We start from the raw sequence: 19,113 nt of genomic DNA on the forward strand, positions 1-19,113 counted from the left end.
TTGTCCTGTTTTTATCCTTTAGTTTTACCTTATAAACAATTCTGAAAGATAAAATAACACGAATGAAAGCAAGAAAATTAATTTTAAGCACGGTAGCTTTCCTAGCTCTTTTTGTGGCGAAAAATAGTTCCGCTCAAAGCGTAGTGGATAAAAAGGGAGTACAAAATTTCAATCAGAATTGGTTGTTTAAAAAAGACACGCTACAAGGAGCTGAAAAAATTGCGTACCAAGATTCGAATTGGAAAAAAATAAATCTTCCACACGATTGGGCTATTGAAGGTCCTTTTAGTAATAAAAATAATGCTAGAACAGGTGGGTTACCCGTTCACGGAATTGCTTGGTACCGAAAACATTTTGTTGTAGATAATAAAAATAAAGGAAGTCAAATTGCCGTAGCTTTTGACGGTGTGATGAATAATGCCAAAGTGTGGATAAATGGCAATTATGTGGGAGAACGCCCGTATGGTTACATTGGTTTTGAACTTGATTTGACACCATACATTAAATATGGTCAAGAAAATGTTATTGCCGTACAAGTTGCACCCGAGGATTTGTCTGCTCGTTGGTATCCAGGAGCCGGAATCTATCGCAATGTGTACTTAAAAGTCAAAAATGATATTCATATTCCGCAATGGGGAACCTATATTACGACGCCAATAGTTAGCGATGCAAAAGCAACAGTGGCAATTCAAACCACTATTAAAAATGCTGGGAATCTAAGTTCGAATGCCGTATTGGTTACAACTATCAAGAACAATAAAGGCGTTGTGGTGGCTAGTCAATCCAAAGCAATTTCTTTAGTTAAATCTTCAGAACAAAAAGTAAGTCAAAATTTAGAGGTTTTAAAACCTGCTCGTTGGGATATACAATCTCCTACCCTATACACTTCAATTAGTCAAGTAAAAGTAAACAATCAAGTTGTTGAAGAATACCAAACTAATTTTGGAATTAGAACCATAAAATTTGATGCCAACAATGGTTTTTTATTGAATGGAAAACGAGTGCAATTGAACGGAGTCTGTATGCATCATGATTTGGGACCTTTGGGTGCTGCCGTGAATTATCGCGCTAACGAACGCCAGATGCAAATTATGAAAAGTATGGGTACAAATGCCTTGCGTACCAGTCATAATCCACCATCTCCAGAAATATTAGAAGTTTGTGATAAACTTGGAATCGTTGTTATTGTCGAAGCTTTTGACGAATGGCAACTCCCTAAAGTTCCCAATGGTTACAGTAAATTTTTCGATCAATGGCATGAAAAAGATTTGCGCGACATGATCAAAAGAGACCGCAACCATCCATCGGTAATCATGTGGAGTATTGGTAACGAAATTTTGGAACAAAGCAAAAAAGACGGTTGGATTTTGACCAAACACCTCAATGATATTTGCCATGACGAGGACAATACACGTCCTACAACAGCTGGATTTAACTATTACCCACAGCCATTTATGAATAAACTAGCGTACCAAATAGATGTGGTAGGAATGAACTATTGGCCTGCTGATTACAAAGAAATCAAAGAAAAAAATCCGAATATCATTTTGTACGGATCTGAAACTTCTTCGCAAACTAGTAGCCGTGGCGTCTATCATTTACCAATTGAATTTAATGAAAAGCATGAAACCAATCAAGTTTCGAGCTATGACACCACCGTTGGTCCACCATGGGCATACGCACCCGATGTAGAATTTGAGGCTCAGGAGAAAAACCCTTTTTCGTTAGGGGAATTCATCTGGACAGGATTTGATTATTTGGGAGAACCAACACCTTATGGCGGTCGTGACAATTCGACCAATGGGTATTGGAACAAAGATTGGCCATCACACGCCTCGTATTTTGCACCCGTAGATTTGTGTGGTTTTCCAAAAGACCGCTATTATTTATACCAAAGTCAATGGACTACCAAACCAATGGTGCACGTTTTGCCACATTGGAATTGGGAAGGAAAAGAAGGCGACATTATTCCAGTTTACTCTTATACTAATTGTGATGAAGTGGAATTATTTGTGAACGGAAAATCGATGGGTAAAAAAGTAAAAGGAAAAGATTTTACCGAAATCCCATCAGAATATCATGGTTTTGAAAAAGGAATGTATAAAACAAAATACCGTTTGTCATGGAATGTGCCTTACCAACCAGGAAGTATCAAAGTTGTAGGTTACAAAAACGGAAAACAAGCTGCTGTAAAAGAAATTAAAACAGCGGGCGCTCCTGCTCTAATTAAACTTTCGGCTGATAGAAACGTGATCACCGCTGACGGAAAAGATTTATCCTTTATAACTGTTAGAATCGAAGATGCCAACGGAAATTTATGTCCAAATGCTGATAATTTGGTGAATTTTAAAGTCGAAGGCGCAGGAATTCAAGCAGCAGTTGGTAATGGTGATGCGGCTTCATTGGCTTCTTTTCAAGCGAATAACAGCAAAGCATTCAGTGGAATGTGTTTGTTGATTGTAAAAGCGACTGACAAAAAAGGAACCATCAAAATTACTGCTACATCTAGCAATTTGAAGACAGCAGAAACCATCGTTACAACAAAATAATAACATACTATAACCCTTTATGGATAGGTATTCGAATCATTCGATCTCCTTGAAATAATTCAAATATTCGATAGATGAAAAAAAATAACATCAAATTGATTTGTTTGTTTGCAGCAGCCTCTTTTGGTACTGTTCAAGCTCAAAATAAATCAAAGCAAAAAACAGAAAAATTTAAACCCACTTGGGAATCGGTATCAACTGTAAAAGCAGTACCCGATTGGTTTCAAGATGCTAAATTTGGAATTTATGCGCATTGGGGCCCAGTTTCTGCCGCTTTTGAAGGATCTGATCCTAACCAATATTATGGCGGTTGGCACGGAATGGTGATGTACCAAGATGGCAAAATTGTACCTACAAAAAGTGGAAATCCTTCAACTAATTATGTGCACCACACGAGTAAATACGGTAACGTAAAAGAATTTGGGTATAAATACATTATTGAACAATTCAAGCCAACTGGTTTTGATGCAGCAAAATGGGCCGAATTGTTTAAAAAATCAGGGGCTAAATTTGCTGGTCCTGTAGCCATGCACCACGATAATTTTGCCATGTGGGACAGCAAGGCGACACGTTGGAACAGTATGAATTACGGAGGTATTGATCCATCAGCAGCCCTAAAAAAAGAAATTGAAGCTAGAGGGATGAAGTTTATGGCTTCTTTTCATCACGCTTTTACTTGGAAATATTTTGCACCAGCACATGCACATGGCGGTATAGATCCAAAAGATTATGATTTGTACACCAGTCCACATTCCTTAGAATCTAATACACCTGACGATCGTTTTTATAAAGAATGGTGGGCAAAATTAAAGGAATATATTGATGTTTATCAGCCAGATTTAATTTGGTTTGATTGGTGGTTAGAAAATATGACGGAAGAAAGCCGACTTAAATTTTTATCCTACTATTATAACAAAGGAATTGAATGGAATAAAGAAGTAGGAGTTGCTTACAAAGAAAGTACCTTTACTTTGGACACTGCAATCAAAGATTACGAACGAGGAAGACCCAACCAACCCAAAAATCCAACTTGGTTGACAGATACATCTCCAGGAGCCTGGTTTTATAGACCGAATGCGCAGTTTAAATCACCTAACGAATTGGTGGATGTTTTGGTAGATATCGTTTCCAAAAACGGGGTTATGTTGCTTAATGTACCACCAGATCCAAACGGAACTATCCCACCAGTAATGGAAAATTTATTGACCGATATGGGACAATGGTTGGAAGTGAATGGTGACGCGATTTATGGTACACGTCCTTGGATTATTTTTGGCGAAGGCCCAAATAGATTGCCAGAAGGTGGTCATAAAGTGGAAGAAAAAAACAAGATAGAATATTCGAATAAAGACATTCGATTCACAAAAAAATCAGATAAAGAATTTTACGCCATTGTGTTGGATAAACCAGTGGGTAAAATTGTAATCAAATCTTTGAGTACACAAATAGGTGTTTTAAATTCGAAAATAGAAAATATAACACTTTTAGGTAGTGACGAAAAGATTAAATGGGTACGCAATGAAGAAGGATTGGTTATCACTGCTCCCAAATCATACCCATCTGATTATGCACATTCTTTCAAAATTAAAATGGAAGGCTATCAAGAAAATAATATTGGTGGTGCTGTTGATGCTCATAAAGATTAAGTTTTAAAATAAAAAAATGATAAAGAAATTTGTAACCCTGGCTGTTGTTTTTCATTCGATGCTCAGCATTAGCGCCCAACAGCGTCCTAACATCATATTTGTATTGACGGATGATCAATCATATGAATTAATGGGCAGTTCTGGACGAAATAATATTATTCAGACGCCCAATTTAGATAAAATGGCGCAAGACGGAATCTTGTTTACCAATGCGCATGTGTCGACCGCGATCTGTACGCCATCTCGTGTATGTATATTGCTAAGCCAATACGAACGCAAGCATGGAGTAAACTTTAATTCGGGCACTAGCGTTTCAGACAAAGCTTGGGAGAGTTCGTACCCCGTAGTAATGCGTGCAAACGGTTATTACACAGGGTGGATTGGCAAAAATCATTCGCCTATAGGTCAAGGAGGTTACAGTAGTGGTCTCATCGAGAAAAGCTTTGATTACTGGTACTCAAATCACACGCATGTAGGCTTTTATCCAAAAGAAATTAGTGATATTTATAATGATGCAATCGCTTTTACACAACCCGAAATTATCAATGAAGGGGTAAATGATTTTCTAGATCCTAACGAAAGAAAATTAAAAGGAGCTGTCCATTTTATCACCAACAGACCTGCTGACAAGCCTTTTATGTTGTCCATAAATTTCAATTTACCACACGGATCAAGTACGCGTGAAATGAAATCAAAATCGACAGATGATGCCATTTACCGTACTTTGTATCGTGATTTAGACATTCCGCTACCACCGAATTATGTGGCTAGAGCAGACATTAAAAACCCAAAGTTACCAAAAGATCTTTGGCATGCTGATGATCGTCAAGAAGGATACAATTATGTTGATAAACCTGATACTGCCAGAGAACGAGCGATACGCGAAATGCAAGCCGTAACAGGAATTGACCGCATGGTTGGAAATTTAAGAAAGAAATTGCAAGACCTTAAAATCGATAAAAACACTATTATCATTTTTACCTCTGACCATGGACTGTTTGGTGGCGAATTTGGTTTGGGAGGAAAAGCAACTTGTTACGAAAAAAATACTCATATTCCGTTTATAGTTTACGATCCAACAGCGCCCAAAAAGGCACATGGAGTGGTTAGTGATGCTTTAATTCAAACAGTAGACATCGCTCCTACTATGCTCGCTATGGCAGGAATAAAAATACCTACTACTTTTCAAGGAAAAGATATATCGGCCATAATTAAAGGTGATTTAAAAGATATTAGATCGTACTCTTATTCAGAGAATTTATGGTCAACAACATTTGGTAATCCTCGTTGTGAATCCATTCAAGACAAGCGCTGGAAGTACATTCGATACTACAAAAATGATAATTTTTCGGCAGTGAAATTGATTAAGTACGGAAAAGAAATGGGAATAAGCCAAAAAGAGATGTTGTATAATTTACATGATCCAGAGATGGCTCTTTACCGTGATTACATTGACTCCCCTCTTAATGGCGAAGAACCGGTCTATGAAGAATTATATGATTTAAAGAATGATCCTTTCGAAGCAAAAAATTTAATTAAAGAAAATATTCCTCCTGCTATACTTGACAATCTCAAAAAACAGTGGAAAATTGCCATTACAAATGCTCGTGGACAAGGGAAACCAGAAGTCTATCGTTACACTGATGATGTATTTCCTGGTGGTTCAAAAGAATAGAAAAATTATATATTATATTAAGATAATGAAAAAGCAAATTATAACTCTTGCATTGATGCTTCAAGGCATGCTTGGACTTTCGGCTCAAGATCGTCCAAATATTGTATTCGTCCTAACCGATGATCAATCCTATGAACTGTTAGGTTGTACGAGTAACACTATTGTACAAACACCAAACATTGATCAATTGGCTTCAGAAGGAATTTTGTTTACCAATGCCCATGTAACGAGCGCCATATGTACGCCTAGTAGAGTCTCTATGTTATTGGGGCAATATGAGCGCAAACACGGTGTTAATTTCAACTCAGGCACAAGCATATCCGACAAAGGTTGGGAAGGCTCCTACCCTATGATCATGCGAGCAAACGGCTATTATACAGGTTGGGTTGGAAAAAATCATGCACCTATAGGTAAAGGTGGTTATGATAGTGGTGTCATGGAAAAAAGTTTTGATTATTGGTATGCTGGACATGGTCACTTGGGTTTTTATCCAAAAGATAGACATGCCATTTTTAACGATGCTATCGCTTTTACCCAACCTGAAATCATCAATGAAGGAGTGAATGAATTTTTAGATCCTAACGAAAGAAAATTAAAAGGTGCCCTACATTTTTTGGAAAACAGACCGATGGACAAACCTTTTATGCTATCTATCAATTTCAATTTACCACATGGTGCGAGTACAAGCACCATGAAACTGAAACCAACAGATGATGCTATTTATAGAACGTTGTACCGAGATATAGACATTCCGTTGCCACCTAATTATATTGCCAGAGCTGATATAAAAATGCCAAAACTACCTGCCGATTTATTACATGCCGAAGATCGTCAAGATGGATACAACTACGTTGACACTCCTGCTGCAAAAAAAGAAAGATACATTCGCGAAATGGAAGCTATGACAGGTATGGATCGCTTAGTAGGTAATTTAAGAAAAAAATTAAAAGACTTAAAAATTGATAAAAATACAGTAATCATCTTCACATCCGACCATGGATTATTTGGTGGTGAGCAAGGACTTGGAGGTAAATCACTATGTTATGAAAAAACAACCCATGTGCCAATTATTGTGTTCGACCCAAAAGCTCGCAGAAAAGCTAGAGGATTAAGAAGTGATGCCTTAGTACAAACCATAGATATTGCCCCTACTATGTTGTCGATGGCGGGTATAAAAATTCCTGACACGTTTCAAGGAAAAGATATTACAAACCTAATAAAAGGAAAAAAAGAAGCTGTTCGCAACTACGTTTATACCGAAAATTTGTGGTCTACACATTTTGGAAATCCTCGTTGTGAATCGGTACAAGACCAACAATGGAAATACATTCGATATTATAAAAACAATAATTTTTCGGCTCGAAAAGAAATCAAATATGCCAAAGAATTAGGTATGAATGTTAATGAGATGCTATACAAAATGCATGATCCCGAAATTGCTATTTACCGTGATTACATCGATTCACCATTGAACGGCGAAATGCCAGTTTATGAAGAGTTGTATGATTTGAAAAATGATCCTTTTGAATTGCACAATTTGGTCGCAGAAAAGAAAAATGCCACTATTTTGGACAACTTAAAAAAACAGTGGAAAATCGAAATCAAGAATGCTCGAGGCGAAGGGAAACCAGAAGTATACCGATATACTAATGATTTGTACCCTGACGGAGAGCATTAATTTTTCTTAGATTGAATGAAAGGTTTTAAAATATAAAAATCATGAAAAAAATTGCCTTCTTCCTATTATTACTTTCAAGCTCCATCTATGCTAAGGATTACAATGTCCTTACTTTTGGAGCCAAAGGTGATGGTGAAACGATCGATACACAAGCCGTACAAAGAGCCATTGACTTATGCAGTGGCGAAGGCGGTGGCCGTGTAATTATTCCAGCGGGCAAAAAAGTGATGATAGGTACTATTTATCTAAAAGATTTTGTAACACTATATCTTGAAAATGGAGCTGTTTTGTTGGGAAGTCCTAATTATGCAGATTATACGACCGATACACACAAAAACACCTATAAAAACGAACCTCATATGGATCGTTGTTTGATTTTTGCTCGTGATGCAAAATCATTTTCTATCGAAGGAAAAGGAACGATTGACGCCAACGGTCATCCTAAAAATTTTACTAAAGAAAAAGGAGGACGTCCAATGATGTTGCGCTTTATGAACTGCAATGATATCAGTGTGAGAGATGTTACCCTAATCAACCCTGCAGCTTGGACTTCGGCTTGGTTGTATTGCAACGAAATTGTGGTAGACGGAATCAAAATCATCAGCAGAGTCAATCATAACGGGGATGGTTTGGATTTTGATGGTTGTACCAATGTGCGCGTTTCTAATTCGTCATTTGATACCAGCGACGATTCTATTTGTTTACAGACTTCAAGACCTGACAAACCTTGCAAAGACATTACGATTACCAATTGTGTGTTTACAAGCAAATGGGCAGCCATGCGTTTTGGTTTGGCTTCGCGAGGCGATTTTGAATCGGTAACAGTGAGCAATTGTACTTTTCATGATATCTTAGATTCGGGATTAAAAATCCAAATGAATGAAGGCGGTACAATGAAAAACATGATTTTTTCGAATATCGTCATGAAGAATGTCCCCCGCCCTATTTTCATGACTTTTTGCCAACAACGTGCAGGTGTAGATTCCCCTGAGCAATTGGCTCCCATGAAAGCAATGCAGGGATTTATTTTCGAAAATATTATAGTAGACAATAGAGAATTAGATAAAAATTCAGTTCTCTTTTTAACTGGAATGCCCAATCATTATATTCAGGACATTCAGCTAAAAAACATTCAAATCACAGTCTCTGGTGGCGGTACCAAAGGCGATGCTGCTCTTAAAAACATCAAAGAATTTACTCTAGAAACTCTAGGAGACTGGTGGCCTGAATTTAGTAAAGTAGGTACTTTACCCGCAAGCGGAATCTATGCTAGACACATTGATGGTTTGTTTATTGAAAACGTCAGCGTAAACACTATTAGCAAAGACGAACGTTTACCCATCGTTTTTGATGATGTTTTAAACAGCGAAATAGAATCAGTCTTTTTGAATCGAAAGAAACAATAAAGCTTAAACCATAAAAAAAGAGAACTAAACGTTCTCTTTTTTTTATGGTTATAACGCATCTCGTGATATAACTATTTCGCTAGTGCTTGACACCGATTTGTAAACGTTACGTAATTGTTGGTCATAAAGTACATGGATACGCAATGCGGCAACGCAGCAGATAGAAGTACAAACGAGCACAAGTTTGTATTTCCGTTTTACTTTAATTATTTTATCTTTTCAGTGAAAAATGAGATTTTGCATTTTTCGAAAACAAAACTCCATCCTCGTCTGCTTGTTTGTAATTTACCAAAAACCAATAATCTGAAGCAGGCAATGGCATGCCTTCTAATTTTCCATCCCATCCTCGATCAGCTGGGGTCATCTTTCTAATCATTTTACCATACCGATCAAAAATGGTAATCTCTGCCTCCAACATATTTTTATAGTTAGGAATATTCCAAAAATCATTATAACCATCGTTGTTTGGCGTAAAGAATTTTGGGTACCCAAAAATGGTAAAATCCTTAGATAATAAGGTACAGCCTACATCATCTTTGACGGTAACCACATGATCTCCATTTGTCAAACCATTATAAAAATTATTATCCTGAAACTCAAGATCGTCTAATTTATACACAAATGGTCCTGTGCCTCCTTGAACTTCTACGCTCAAAAAACTACTATCTGCAAAATCTTCACTTATATTAATCTTCATTCCACTCGCCATTTGAGTAGCAATAACTGTAGCCGAAACAGTAGTAGAACATAAGGTTTTAAAATTGCTAACTTCAACCTCATATCTCCCTTTTTTTACTGCCGTATGTTTACTTTCATTAGCACTAAAAATAAGTTTTGAATCTACATACCATTTATAAGTATTATCTGGATCTGTTAGTCCTGTATCAAGAATATAACCTTCTGCAAGACTGCCAGAAACGGATAAACAAATACTTCCGTCTTCAAGTGTTGGTTCTGGTGAAACGTTTATAGTAACCTCTCTTGATAAGCTATAGACACATCCCAAAACATTTTTCACGTTAAAAGTAATATTGAAATCACCTAAACCTGCATAAGTATGGCTTGGATTTTCGTCCGTTGAAGTTGTACCATCACCAAAATCCCAAAAATAAGAGTTTAAAGTCGAATCGGAATTGGTCGTTGTATTTTTAAAACTTACGGCTTTATTTTCGCATAAATTTGAAGTTTCAAAATCAATTTTAGGCTCTTGTAGCTTCAGATCAGTACTTATAATAACTTTGCAACCAGTCGCTGATGTAAGTTCGCAACTGTAACTCTGCCCCTCAATAGGATTATTAACCTGTAGGTTTTGCGTTGTTTCTCCTGTGTTCCATAAATAGGTAAATCCAATTGGTGCTGTAAGTGTCACACCATCAAAATCTGTGCAATAGGCTGAACCAATCGATAAGGAAGAGGCATATGCATCAATATATGCATAACCAAAATGTGCACCAAGAGAACAATCACCCGTTTCAAATTCTACTGTAAGCAATTGTCCTAAATAAGGACTTAAATCCAACCCTACTGTTGTCCAATCTTTAAAAACGACCTTATTTTCTGGACAAGATTGAAACCCTGGTAAATTTGATGTTGCAACCACATTGTAGCTACCACAGGTGGGATCAATTAATTCTTTATCCTCATTATACACCTTTACCCGAAAATAGGGTTGCTCATCTGGATTGTGTCCTGGGTCTTGTAAAACCACTGCATATTTATAGATGAACAACGAATTATTTGCAGTTACATCAATAGGATATGATAGTGTTTCTACTTCCTTACCTGCACTATCGTTCCCTAATCGTGCAGAATACATACCGCCCGGTGCAACCATAGATAATTTATCACAGGTATTGGTGTCAAATCTTTTTATGTCATTTATGATTGTATGGCGATTTTTGATTATACCAGAGTATTCAATTTTAACCGGACAACATTCACCAATCCATCCTTTCCACCCCAAAAAAGTACCTGTTTCAAAATCTAAGTTATAGCCTGTATCTTGAGCAGAGACCATCGTTGATGTAGAAACAAATAGTATTAAAAATAGTAATTTCAAGTTCATATACACCGACCTTATAAATATCGTTTGATAGCAGTTCAAACGAAACTTTTTTATTAAGCTGCAATATACTCCAATTTGTTGGATAAAATCTTACTGTCAAATTCAAGTTTATGAATGGATTTAGAGGCTAATTATTTCGAAAAAAGTTAGTTAACCTCTACTTTGTTTACCGCTAAAAAAGTAAGAAATGAATAGCAATTGAACGGCGCAAACAAACGTATTACTGTAGATTTAGCCCATTCAACTTTAACCAATCACTCCTATGTATTTCATATTTTCTGTCCCAGCATTGATCCTCATTATTATAAAACTCCTTAACCAATGTCATACTTTTTTCGAGAATCTTCACTGAACCAGTGTATGCTACATTCACATCAGCAGTCACTTTTTCGACCTTCAAAACCTTAAAATAGTAGTCTATCATAGCCTTTGCCGTCTCGGTCCCGTACCCTTTACCCCAGTATTTTTTCCTAAATCGGTAACCAAGTTCTTTTTCTTTTTCCTTGTTGATAAGGAACAAGGCAAGACCAATCATTTCATTATTTTCTTTTTCGAAAATGCCACAAATGGTTCTCTCCTCTTGATAAACACTTTCCAAATTTAGATTCTGATTAAATTTTTGAAGAATTTCTGCTTCCGTGAATAAGGCTTGCGGAATAGGGATTATAATTTCAGGAGCTGAAAGTAGTTCGTAGAAAAAAACTTTGTCTCCAAGTTTAAGATTTCGAATACTCAAACGTTCTGTTTCAAATACTATCATCTTCCATATCAATTTTATACCTGTTGTATTACAGGCAATATTCACTATAACTTTTTAATCCTGTTACTTCTTTAGCAGAATATATTTGTCATCGCAATCTCTAAACTTTGTATAATTGTTCATTGCATTACCATAGTTTTGAATCGAAATTTCATTTTCATTCAACAAACCGTCAATACCTACTGGAATTTTGAGATTTTTGTTCACTGGCTCTCCCTCCTCGTTTATAGCACCATTATACGCGGCCCATTTGATTCCGTTAAAATTGATATAAACATCTTTATAATCAATATCGCGATTAAAACTAACTTTACCCTTTAATGTCCTTTCAGCCGTTGTAATGGTATAAAAATAATTATTTTCTTTCATACTAATGATTAGTTTGAAGCTACAAGCTGTCCCGCTTGCATTGGTGTACGTACCTGCAATATTTTCAGGAAGTTCAGCAACATATTTGTCTGTTTTAGTGAGGACTACTTTTAATTCTTCCTGACCCTCCATACTTTTCCAAGTACCAACAATCTTGTTTCCTACCAATTTGCTAGCAATTGTGGCTACTTTATTTTTTTGGCTATCAAGTTCATATAGTATTACTTCATCTCCTTCAATACTACCCAAAAGTGGAATGTCTACCCCTACTTTTTTGTAAAAATAAGATCCAGTAATAACTCCATCTGTATTCGAAAGTGTAAAAACAACTTCAATACCATTTCCTATTGTACCCAGATAGCTCTTTTTGAAATTTTCGACCTTGATTTTAGGTTGCTCTTTTACTACTGCTTTTGGAACAGCTGTCGTATCAACGGTTGTGTCCAGAGTTTCTTTTTGTACCTCTTTCTTGCAGGATATCGTCAGTAGCAAGAGTAACGCGATAAATATATTTTTCATGATTTTTTGTTCTTTATCTTTATTAAAAGGAAAGATAGAATTTTATTATGGTCTCTAAAGTTTCAAAATTTAGTTTTAATACTAATTTATGAAAATCTGCTAAAAAAAAGTAATTGAACCTTTTTACAAATTAATGAATATAGCGGTGTATCGTTTATAATGGAAACATTTATTTCTAGTTCTCTTCTGGCGCTTGACTACGTCGGGTGCCTGCTGTAATTTTGAAAATAGGTCGTACCATTTGCAACGCGGTTCACTTCCATAAAACTCCAATATTTACATTGCATAGATTTGCATTATCCTCTTCGTAATTTCTGTAACTACTGTTGACATAACTGCAAACGCTACGATGTCTGGTCATAAGGTAAATAGGTACTCGACGCATTCAAGCACCAGAAGGTAGGACAAACGAGCGCTAGATGGGTGAATTTTAGAAACCAAACGAAATCCAAAAATTTGTGCAAATATAATTAAAGGGTAAATACCCTTTAAAAGTTTTATATCACGTAAATTTAACTATATTTGCAGGGTAAATACCTTTTTATGGAATCGAATGACATTAATAAATTACTGAAAAACATTTTTTCTGAAGATAACTATATTGATATAAGAGAAATTTTTGAAAAAAAATTACTTGAATACAATCTTAGTAAAACTAAAGCTTTTAAATTACTTAATATTGATAAAGATGTATTTGAGGAAATAATTTCAGGTACTGCTAAACAACCAAATTTTATAAACATTGTTAAAATATCAGAATTTTTAAATATTGATATTAATGATTTTATAAACTTGGTTCTAAAAAACCAAAGTAAAGAAAACATATCGTCAATAGAAAATGCAAGAAAAGCAACTTTTTTAGTTAAAAATTTTGACATTAAAGCATTGACTAAGCTCGGGTTTTTCTCTAATAATGACGATACCGAATTATTAGTTGCGAAGATTTTACATTTTTTCGGATTCACTTCAATTAAAGATTATGAAGAACAACTAGACGAACCTTTATATAGTCGTGTTAAAAGAAATTTTTCAGATAAAATGAAGGATTTCTGGATAAAGTCAGCTTATCAAAGTTTTAAAGTTATTGATAATCCAAACGAATATAATAGAGAAAGATTAAAGGATTTAATTGTAAAAATAAAACCTTATTCACAAGATTTACATAATGGTTTATTTACTGTTTGCAGAGCGTTATATAATCTTGGAATTACAGTTATATTTCAAAATTACCTTTCTACAACGCAAGTTAAAGGAGCAACATTCATTATAAATGGAAAACCTTGTATTGTTTTGACTGATTTTAATAAAAAATACCCAACTCTGTGGTTTACATTAATGCATGAATTACATCATGTATTATTTGATTTTGATTTAATTGAAACTAACAGTTTTCACTTGACTGGTGATAATGATTTATTTTTGATTGAAGAAAAAGCAGATGCATTTGCGAGGGATATATTTCTAAGTGAAGAAAAATTTCACTATATAAAAAAGTATATTAGTAATCCGTATTTAGTATCAAAGTTTGCAAAGGAAAATGAAATACACCAGTCAATTGTCTATTCATTTTTTACTTGGTATCAAGATAAATTATATAAGAAAAGTTACCATGCTGCTTTCAGGGAATTTTATCCCGACTATGCTGAATCACTAAAGAAAATGAATCCAATTACGTGGGATAATAAAAACTTGAAAGAAGCAAGTAAAAAAATAAAATCCATTTTAGAAATTAAATTTTAAAGATTATGATTGAAGATGAAAATAAAGAAATTAGAAAAAAAGAAGAATTAAAAATTTCTGAAGCTGATTTAGAAAGATTAGAAATACTTCAAAAATCTAATGAAAAAGTCGGTAAACAATTGACTATTAATTCTGAATTAGGAAACTTAGAAGAAATAGACGAATTGCGTGGGTTATTAGGAAAAGAATTTGAAAATCCTGAGGAGAAATATAATATTTACTACAAAGGAATTCGTAAATTATTGATGGAATATTTGCCTAAAGGAAAAGATTATAAAGAAATTAGGGATATTATTTATGATGAGAAAAACATTTTTTTAAATAATGGAAAAAGAAAATCTGATAATAATGGTGTAAGATTATCTGATGGTAGAATGACTTTTCAAGTTAACATGAATGAGATTTTAGATATTATTGTAAGTTGGATTTCAGACTCTCAAAATCCTTTTGATCTATATAGATTATTTTATGACCTAAATGAAAAATTTGGATATGGACACGAACAGTATGACAAATCAACTTTAAATGTTGCAAATGCAATGTTGAAATTAAGTCATAAATAATAAATGAAACAATTTAATTTTTCAAATGGTCAAATAATGCATTTTAAAAAAGGATGAATATTAATTACCCAATTATCACAAGTTTACAAATTCAATCTCAACAAAATTATCATACACTAAGTTTTTTCTTTCGATAAAAACCAAAAAAAATACCTTCTCTACAAAATGCAGAAAAGGTATTTTCATTTTAAAAAATTGTAAAATATTATTTTATATTCGAATAGTTTTTACCTCTAATCGCTTCAAAAGCAGTAAGAAGTTCTTTTAATTTTGCTGGATTTGATTCGGCTAGATTGTGGTCTTGGCTTGGATCGTTTTTCAAATTATACAATTGAAATTGAAGCGAAACACCCAACTCAGTGTTGGTTTGTTTGTTGATTGCATTTCCTTTGTATGGCGGAATAATTACCCAGTCACCTGAGCGGAAACAAGTATTGGAACCGGCTTCCAAAACGATATTGTTACGTCCTTTTTTTGATTTCCCTAATAAAGGTTGCAACATATCTTCACTGTCTCCCATGTCTACTTTTGCTCCTACCAAATCGGCCAAAGAAGCCAAAAGGTCCACTTGACACACCAAAGCATCTGATACTTGTGGTTTGATTGTTCCTTTCCAGTATGCCATCAAAGGCACGCGTGTGCCTGCATCAAACAAACTGTATTTTCCACCACGTAGCTTTCCGGCTGGCGTGTGTTTTCCTAATTTTTCAACGGCATCATCATAATACCCATCATCCAAAACTGGACCATTATCACTTGAGAATACGATCAATGTGTTTTCTAGAATCCCTTCTTTTTTCAAGGTTTTCATGAATTCTCCAATACACCAATCGGCTTCCAAAATAGCATCTCCACGAGGTCCCATGCCAGACTTACCAACAAAACGAGGGTTTGGTGTGCGGGGAACGTGTGGTTGTTGTAAAGCGTAGTACTAAAAGAAAGGCGATTTTTTGTGCGTACGAACGTAGTCTTGCACTTTAACCAAAAAGTGATCGGCCATATCGACATCACTCCAATTTGCGGCTTTTCCACCTTTTACAAACCCAATTCTCGGAATTCCGTTTACGATACTGTTATTGTGACCGTGGCTCCATTTCATGCTTAGCAATTCAGGATTATCAACACCTGTAGGCTCTCCTGGGAAATTTTTATTGTAATTTACAGCAATAGGATCTTTTGGATCTAAACCGTCCACACGACCATTTTTGATGTAAACTGTTGGTACACGATCTTGTGTAGCGGCTAGAATATACGACTCATCAAAACCAATTTCGTTGGCTCCTGGAGTAATATGACCGTTCCAATTGGTGTCCCCTGCTCCCAATCCTAAATGCCATTTTCCGATGACTGCCGTTTGATATCCTGCTCTTTTTAGCATTTTAGGCAAGGTTTCTTGCTTGGTATTGATAATCAGTGGTGCCGTACCTGGTAGAATTTTAGCTTCACTATTTCTCCACGGATACACTCCTGTAAGCAAGCCGTAACGACTAGGCGTACAAGTCGCTGATGTGGCATAACCATTGGTGAATTTGACTCCTTCATTGGCCAAAACATCAATGTTTGGTGTTTTGATTTCGGTAGCTCCATAAGCGCTAAGATCGCCATAACCTAAATCATCCAAATAAATTACGACAATATTGGGCTTGGTAGTTTTTCCTTTTTGGGCATTTGCATTGGTCAATAGTACCCCCATAAACAAATAGGTCAGTATCTGTCTCGTTTTCATTTTACTAATCATTAGTGTTTGTATAAAAATATTTAATTAATTTTTGGTTACTGAGGCAAAAAATACCTGTCTCCCTTTTGGTAGCAGTTTATTTTTACCTGTAAGTTGCATTTCGCCTTTTAAACGAATGTCGGTGCTTGACGCTCCTACTTTAATTTCGTAGGCTTCACTCTCTACAATCCATTGACTATTTTTGTATTGCGCCATTTGCTCTGGCGAAACATTGAAAGTCACTTTCTTTGATTCTCCTGCTTTCAAAGACACTCTTTCAAATCCTTTTAACTGAATCGGTTTTAAAGTCGAAGCTGCATTTTTTGGAGAAACATACAGTTGCGTAATTTCGGTTCCGTCCACTTTTCCTGTGTTTTTTAGTGTAAACGAAACTGAAAAAGTTTCATTGGAATTGCTAACATTTGATTTCATTTTCAAATCACTGTACTCATATTTTGTATACGATAATCCGTAACCAAAAGGATAATGCACCAACTCTTTTTCGGGATACCCATTTTTATAATCGATCTCTACATTTTTCTCTGTTTTAGGGTAAGTAACACATAATTTCCCCGATGGATTTACGGTTCCCAACAGAATGTCTGCAATTGCGTTTCCAGCTTCTTCCCCCGGAAACCATCCTTGAATGACTGCAGCGCATTGATCCGAAAAATTACTGATTACTTCTTGACGTCCACTCAACATGATCAACACAACTGGCTTACCTGTAGCTAGTAATTTTTGTACAAATGCTTCTTGCTCCCCTGGTAAACGAATTCCTTTTCTATTTCGTCCTTCGCCGTTTAAGTATAAATTTTCTCCCATTACTGCAATGATAACATCGCTATCTTTCGAAATTTCTAATGCCCTTTGTAAGTTTGGTTTTTCCAAATCTTTAACGGTCAATAATTTTAATTTGTCTAGTCGGCTGTCTCCTGCTCCACTTTTGTCGATTTTGATTTCGAGATCATCATTCCAATCGCAACCACGTTCGTAAGCAATTTGTACTTTTTTTCCAATCTTGCTTTCCAAACCTTCTTTAATGGTCACCAACTTTGGATTATTCGAATCAAAAGCTGATTGTTTCCAAAAAGCTCGCATTCCTTGATAGGTATAATCACCCAACAAGCCATAAACCGTTGCCGCATTTGGACCCACTAATGCAATTTTTTTTACCGATTTCTTCAAAGGTAAAACACCTTTGTTTTCTAATAAAACGATCGATTCACTAGCCGTTTGATACGCTAATTTTCTGTTTTCTGCTGTATCTAAATCTAAATCTCCGTCTTTACCAATAATTGGATTTTTGTCCAATAAACCTAGTTTGGCTTTCATGATCAAAGCACGTTTGACAGCAGTATTTATTTTTGCTTCTGTTGTTAATCCTTGTTTGAGTGCTTCTCCCAATTTAGGAAATGTTGATGGCGAAGACAATTCTACATCCATCCCTGCATTCAAGGACATTGCTCCTGCTGTTAACGAATCGATAGCTACTTTGTATTTTTTGAACAGCAAATTAATCGCTCCATAATCACTCACTACCAAGCCGTCAAAACCAACTTCTTTGCGTAGAATTTGATCCAACATCTGTGGACTAGCTGCTACGGGAACGCCTTTGTATTCTCCATAAGACGGCATTACGCTTTTGGCACCTGCAATTTTCATACACGCTTCGTGCGGCATCAGGTATTCTTCGTATAACTCTTTTGGATCGTCATTATTGGTTCCGTAGCCTACAAAATGCTTTACCGTTGCAGCAACTCCTGTTTTAAAATCGTTCCCTTGCAATCCTTGTACAAAAGCAACGCCCAAACGAGAAGTTAAATACGAATCTTCGCCATAACTCTCTTGGTGGCGGTTCCAATGTGCAGTTCGACTTAAATCCAACATCGGCGAAAGTGCCAAAGTAGCGCCCACCGCTCTCATATTTACTGCTGTAGAATGGGTGTTTTTTTCGACCAATTCGGGATTCCAAGTACAACCAACACCAATTTGCTGTGGGAAAGTCGTAGCGCCTTGGGTCGCAAAACCCGTAATAGCTTCTTCATGAAAAATTGCTGGTATTTTTAAACGAGTTTCTGTCATTAAATAATGTTGTACTTGTCGCACAAGATCTCTCAATTTTTCTGGTTCTAATGCCTGTCCTGCCGCAAATTGACAAAACTGACCTATTCCGTTCGGAATGTGTTTTCGGCATTTCTCCAAAGAAACTTTTCCGTCTTCTAAGATTTCCTCCAAACGAGTTCCCATGATTTGAGCCAGTTTCTCTTCCATAGTCATATCGACCATCAAAGCATCCACTTGCTTTTCGATTTCGGGAGTTATATAAGGTTTCACTTGGGCTTGTAGATTCCCGCATACATATAAAACCGACAGGACAAGGATTTTTCTAAAAGACATACTTTTTATTTAATAATTTTAAATTC

11 protein-coding genes and 1 pseudogene are annotated in these 19,113 nt (G+C 35.7%); 7 read left to right on the forward strand and 5 right to left on the reverse strand.

Going from position 1 to position 19,113, the window contains the following annotated elements:
• Nucleotides 1-62 precede the first annotated feature (62 nt).
• The 5 genes from galB to FFWV33_RS14495 all read left to right on the forward strand — a co-directional run bounded on the left by galB (nt 63) and on the right by FFWV33_RS14495 (nt 8,954).
• The gene (gene galB / locus FFWV33_RS14475; protein WP_108741566.1) at nt 63-2,549 is read left to right on the forward strand and encodes a beta-galactosidase GalB; all 2,487 of its coding nucleotides are present in this window, start codon (nt 63-65) and stop codon (nt 2,547-2,549) included.
• A 74-nt stretch (nt 2,550-2,623) separates the two neighbouring features.
• Nucleotides 2,624-4,195, forward strand: a complete 1,572-nt coding sequence (locus FFWV33_RS14480) for an alpha-L-fucosidase (protein WP_108741567.1) — start codon at nt 2,624-2,626, stop codon at nt 4,193-4,195.
• A 16-nt stretch (nt 4,196-4,211) separates the two neighbouring features.
• A complete protein-coding gene (locus FFWV33_RS14485; RefSeq protein WP_108741568.1) occupies nt 4,212-5,870 on the forward strand; it encodes a sulfatase-like hydrolase/transferase in 1,659 nt (552 codons plus the stop codon).
• A gap of 25 nt (nt 5,871-5,895) precedes the next feature.
• Nucleotides 5,896-7,548 carry a sulfatase-like hydrolase/transferase gene (locus FFWV33_RS14490; protein WP_108741569.1) on the forward strand — a complete coding sequence of 551 codons (1,653 nt, stop codon included), beginning with the start codon at nt 5,896-5,898 and terminating at the stop codon, nt 7,546-7,548.
• A gap of 41 nt (nt 7,549-7,589) precedes the next feature.
• A complete protein-coding gene (locus FFWV33_RS14495) occupies nt 7,590-8,954 on the forward strand; it encodes a glycoside hydrolase family 28 protein (RefSeq protein WP_108741570.1) in 1,365 nt (454 codons plus the stop codon).
• A 211-nt stretch (nt 8,955-9,165) separates the two neighbouring features.
• Here the strand turns inward: FFWV33_RS14495 and FFWV33_RS14500 are convergent, their stop codons facing one another.
• From FFWV33_RS14500 to FFWV33_RS14510, 3 genes are all read right to left on the reverse strand, one after another.
• Nucleotides 9,166-11,019, reverse strand: a complete 1,854-nt coding sequence (locus tag FFWV33_RS14500; protein ID WP_108741571.1) for a T9SS type B sorting domain-containing protein — start codon at nt 11,017-11,019, stop codon at nt 9,166-9,168.
• A gap of 220 nt (nt 11,020-11,239) precedes the next feature.
• Nucleotides 11,240-11,779, reverse strand: a complete 540-nt coding sequence (locus tag FFWV33_RS14505) for a GNAT family N-acetyltransferase (protein ID WP_108741572.1) — start codon at nt 11,777-11,779, stop codon at nt 11,240-11,242.
• A 63-nt stretch (nt 11,780-11,842) separates the two neighbouring features.
• Nucleotides 11,843-12,667 carry a hypothetical protein gene (locus FFWV33_RS14510; RefSeq protein WP_108741573.1) on the reverse strand — a complete coding sequence of 275 codons (825 nt, stop codon included), beginning with the start codon at nt 12,665-12,667 and terminating at the stop codon, nt 11,843-11,845.
• 543 nt (nt 12,668-13,210) lie between these two features.
• On the opposite strand from FFWV33_RS14510, the gene FFWV33_RS14515 reads away from it, so the two are divergent.
• Nucleotides 13,211-14,407, forward strand: a complete 1,197-nt coding sequence (locus FFWV33_RS14515; protein WP_108741574.1) for an ImmA/IrrE family metallo-endopeptidase — start codon at nt 13,211-13,213, stop codon at nt 14,405-14,407.
• A 5-nt stretch (nt 14,408-14,412) separates the two neighbouring features.
• Entirely contained in the window at nt 14,413-14,970 is a 558-nt protein-coding gene (locus tag FFWV33_RS14520) for a hypothetical protein (RefSeq protein WP_108741575.1), read from the forward strand.
• Between the two features lie 205 nt (nt 14,971-15,175).
• Here FFWV33_RS14520 and FFWV33_RS14525 read toward each other — a convergent pair.
• Nucleotides 15,176-16,663 (reverse strand): annotated as a pseudogene (locus FFWV33_RS14525) (sulfatase family protein).
• A gap of 69 nt (nt 16,664-16,732) precedes the next feature.
• Nucleotides 16,733-19,087, reverse strand: a complete 2,355-nt coding sequence (locus FFWV33_RS14530; RefSeq protein WP_108741576.1) for a glycoside hydrolase family 3 N-terminal domain-containing protein — start codon at nt 19,085-19,087, stop codon at nt 16,733-16,735.
• Nucleotides 19,088-19,113: the final 26 nt, after the last annotated feature.

The sequence above is a fragment of the Flavobacterium faecale genome, assembly GCF_003076455.1.
GTDB lineage: Bacteria > Bacteroidota > Bacteroidia > Flavobacteriales > Flavobacteriaceae > Flavobacterium > Flavobacterium faecale.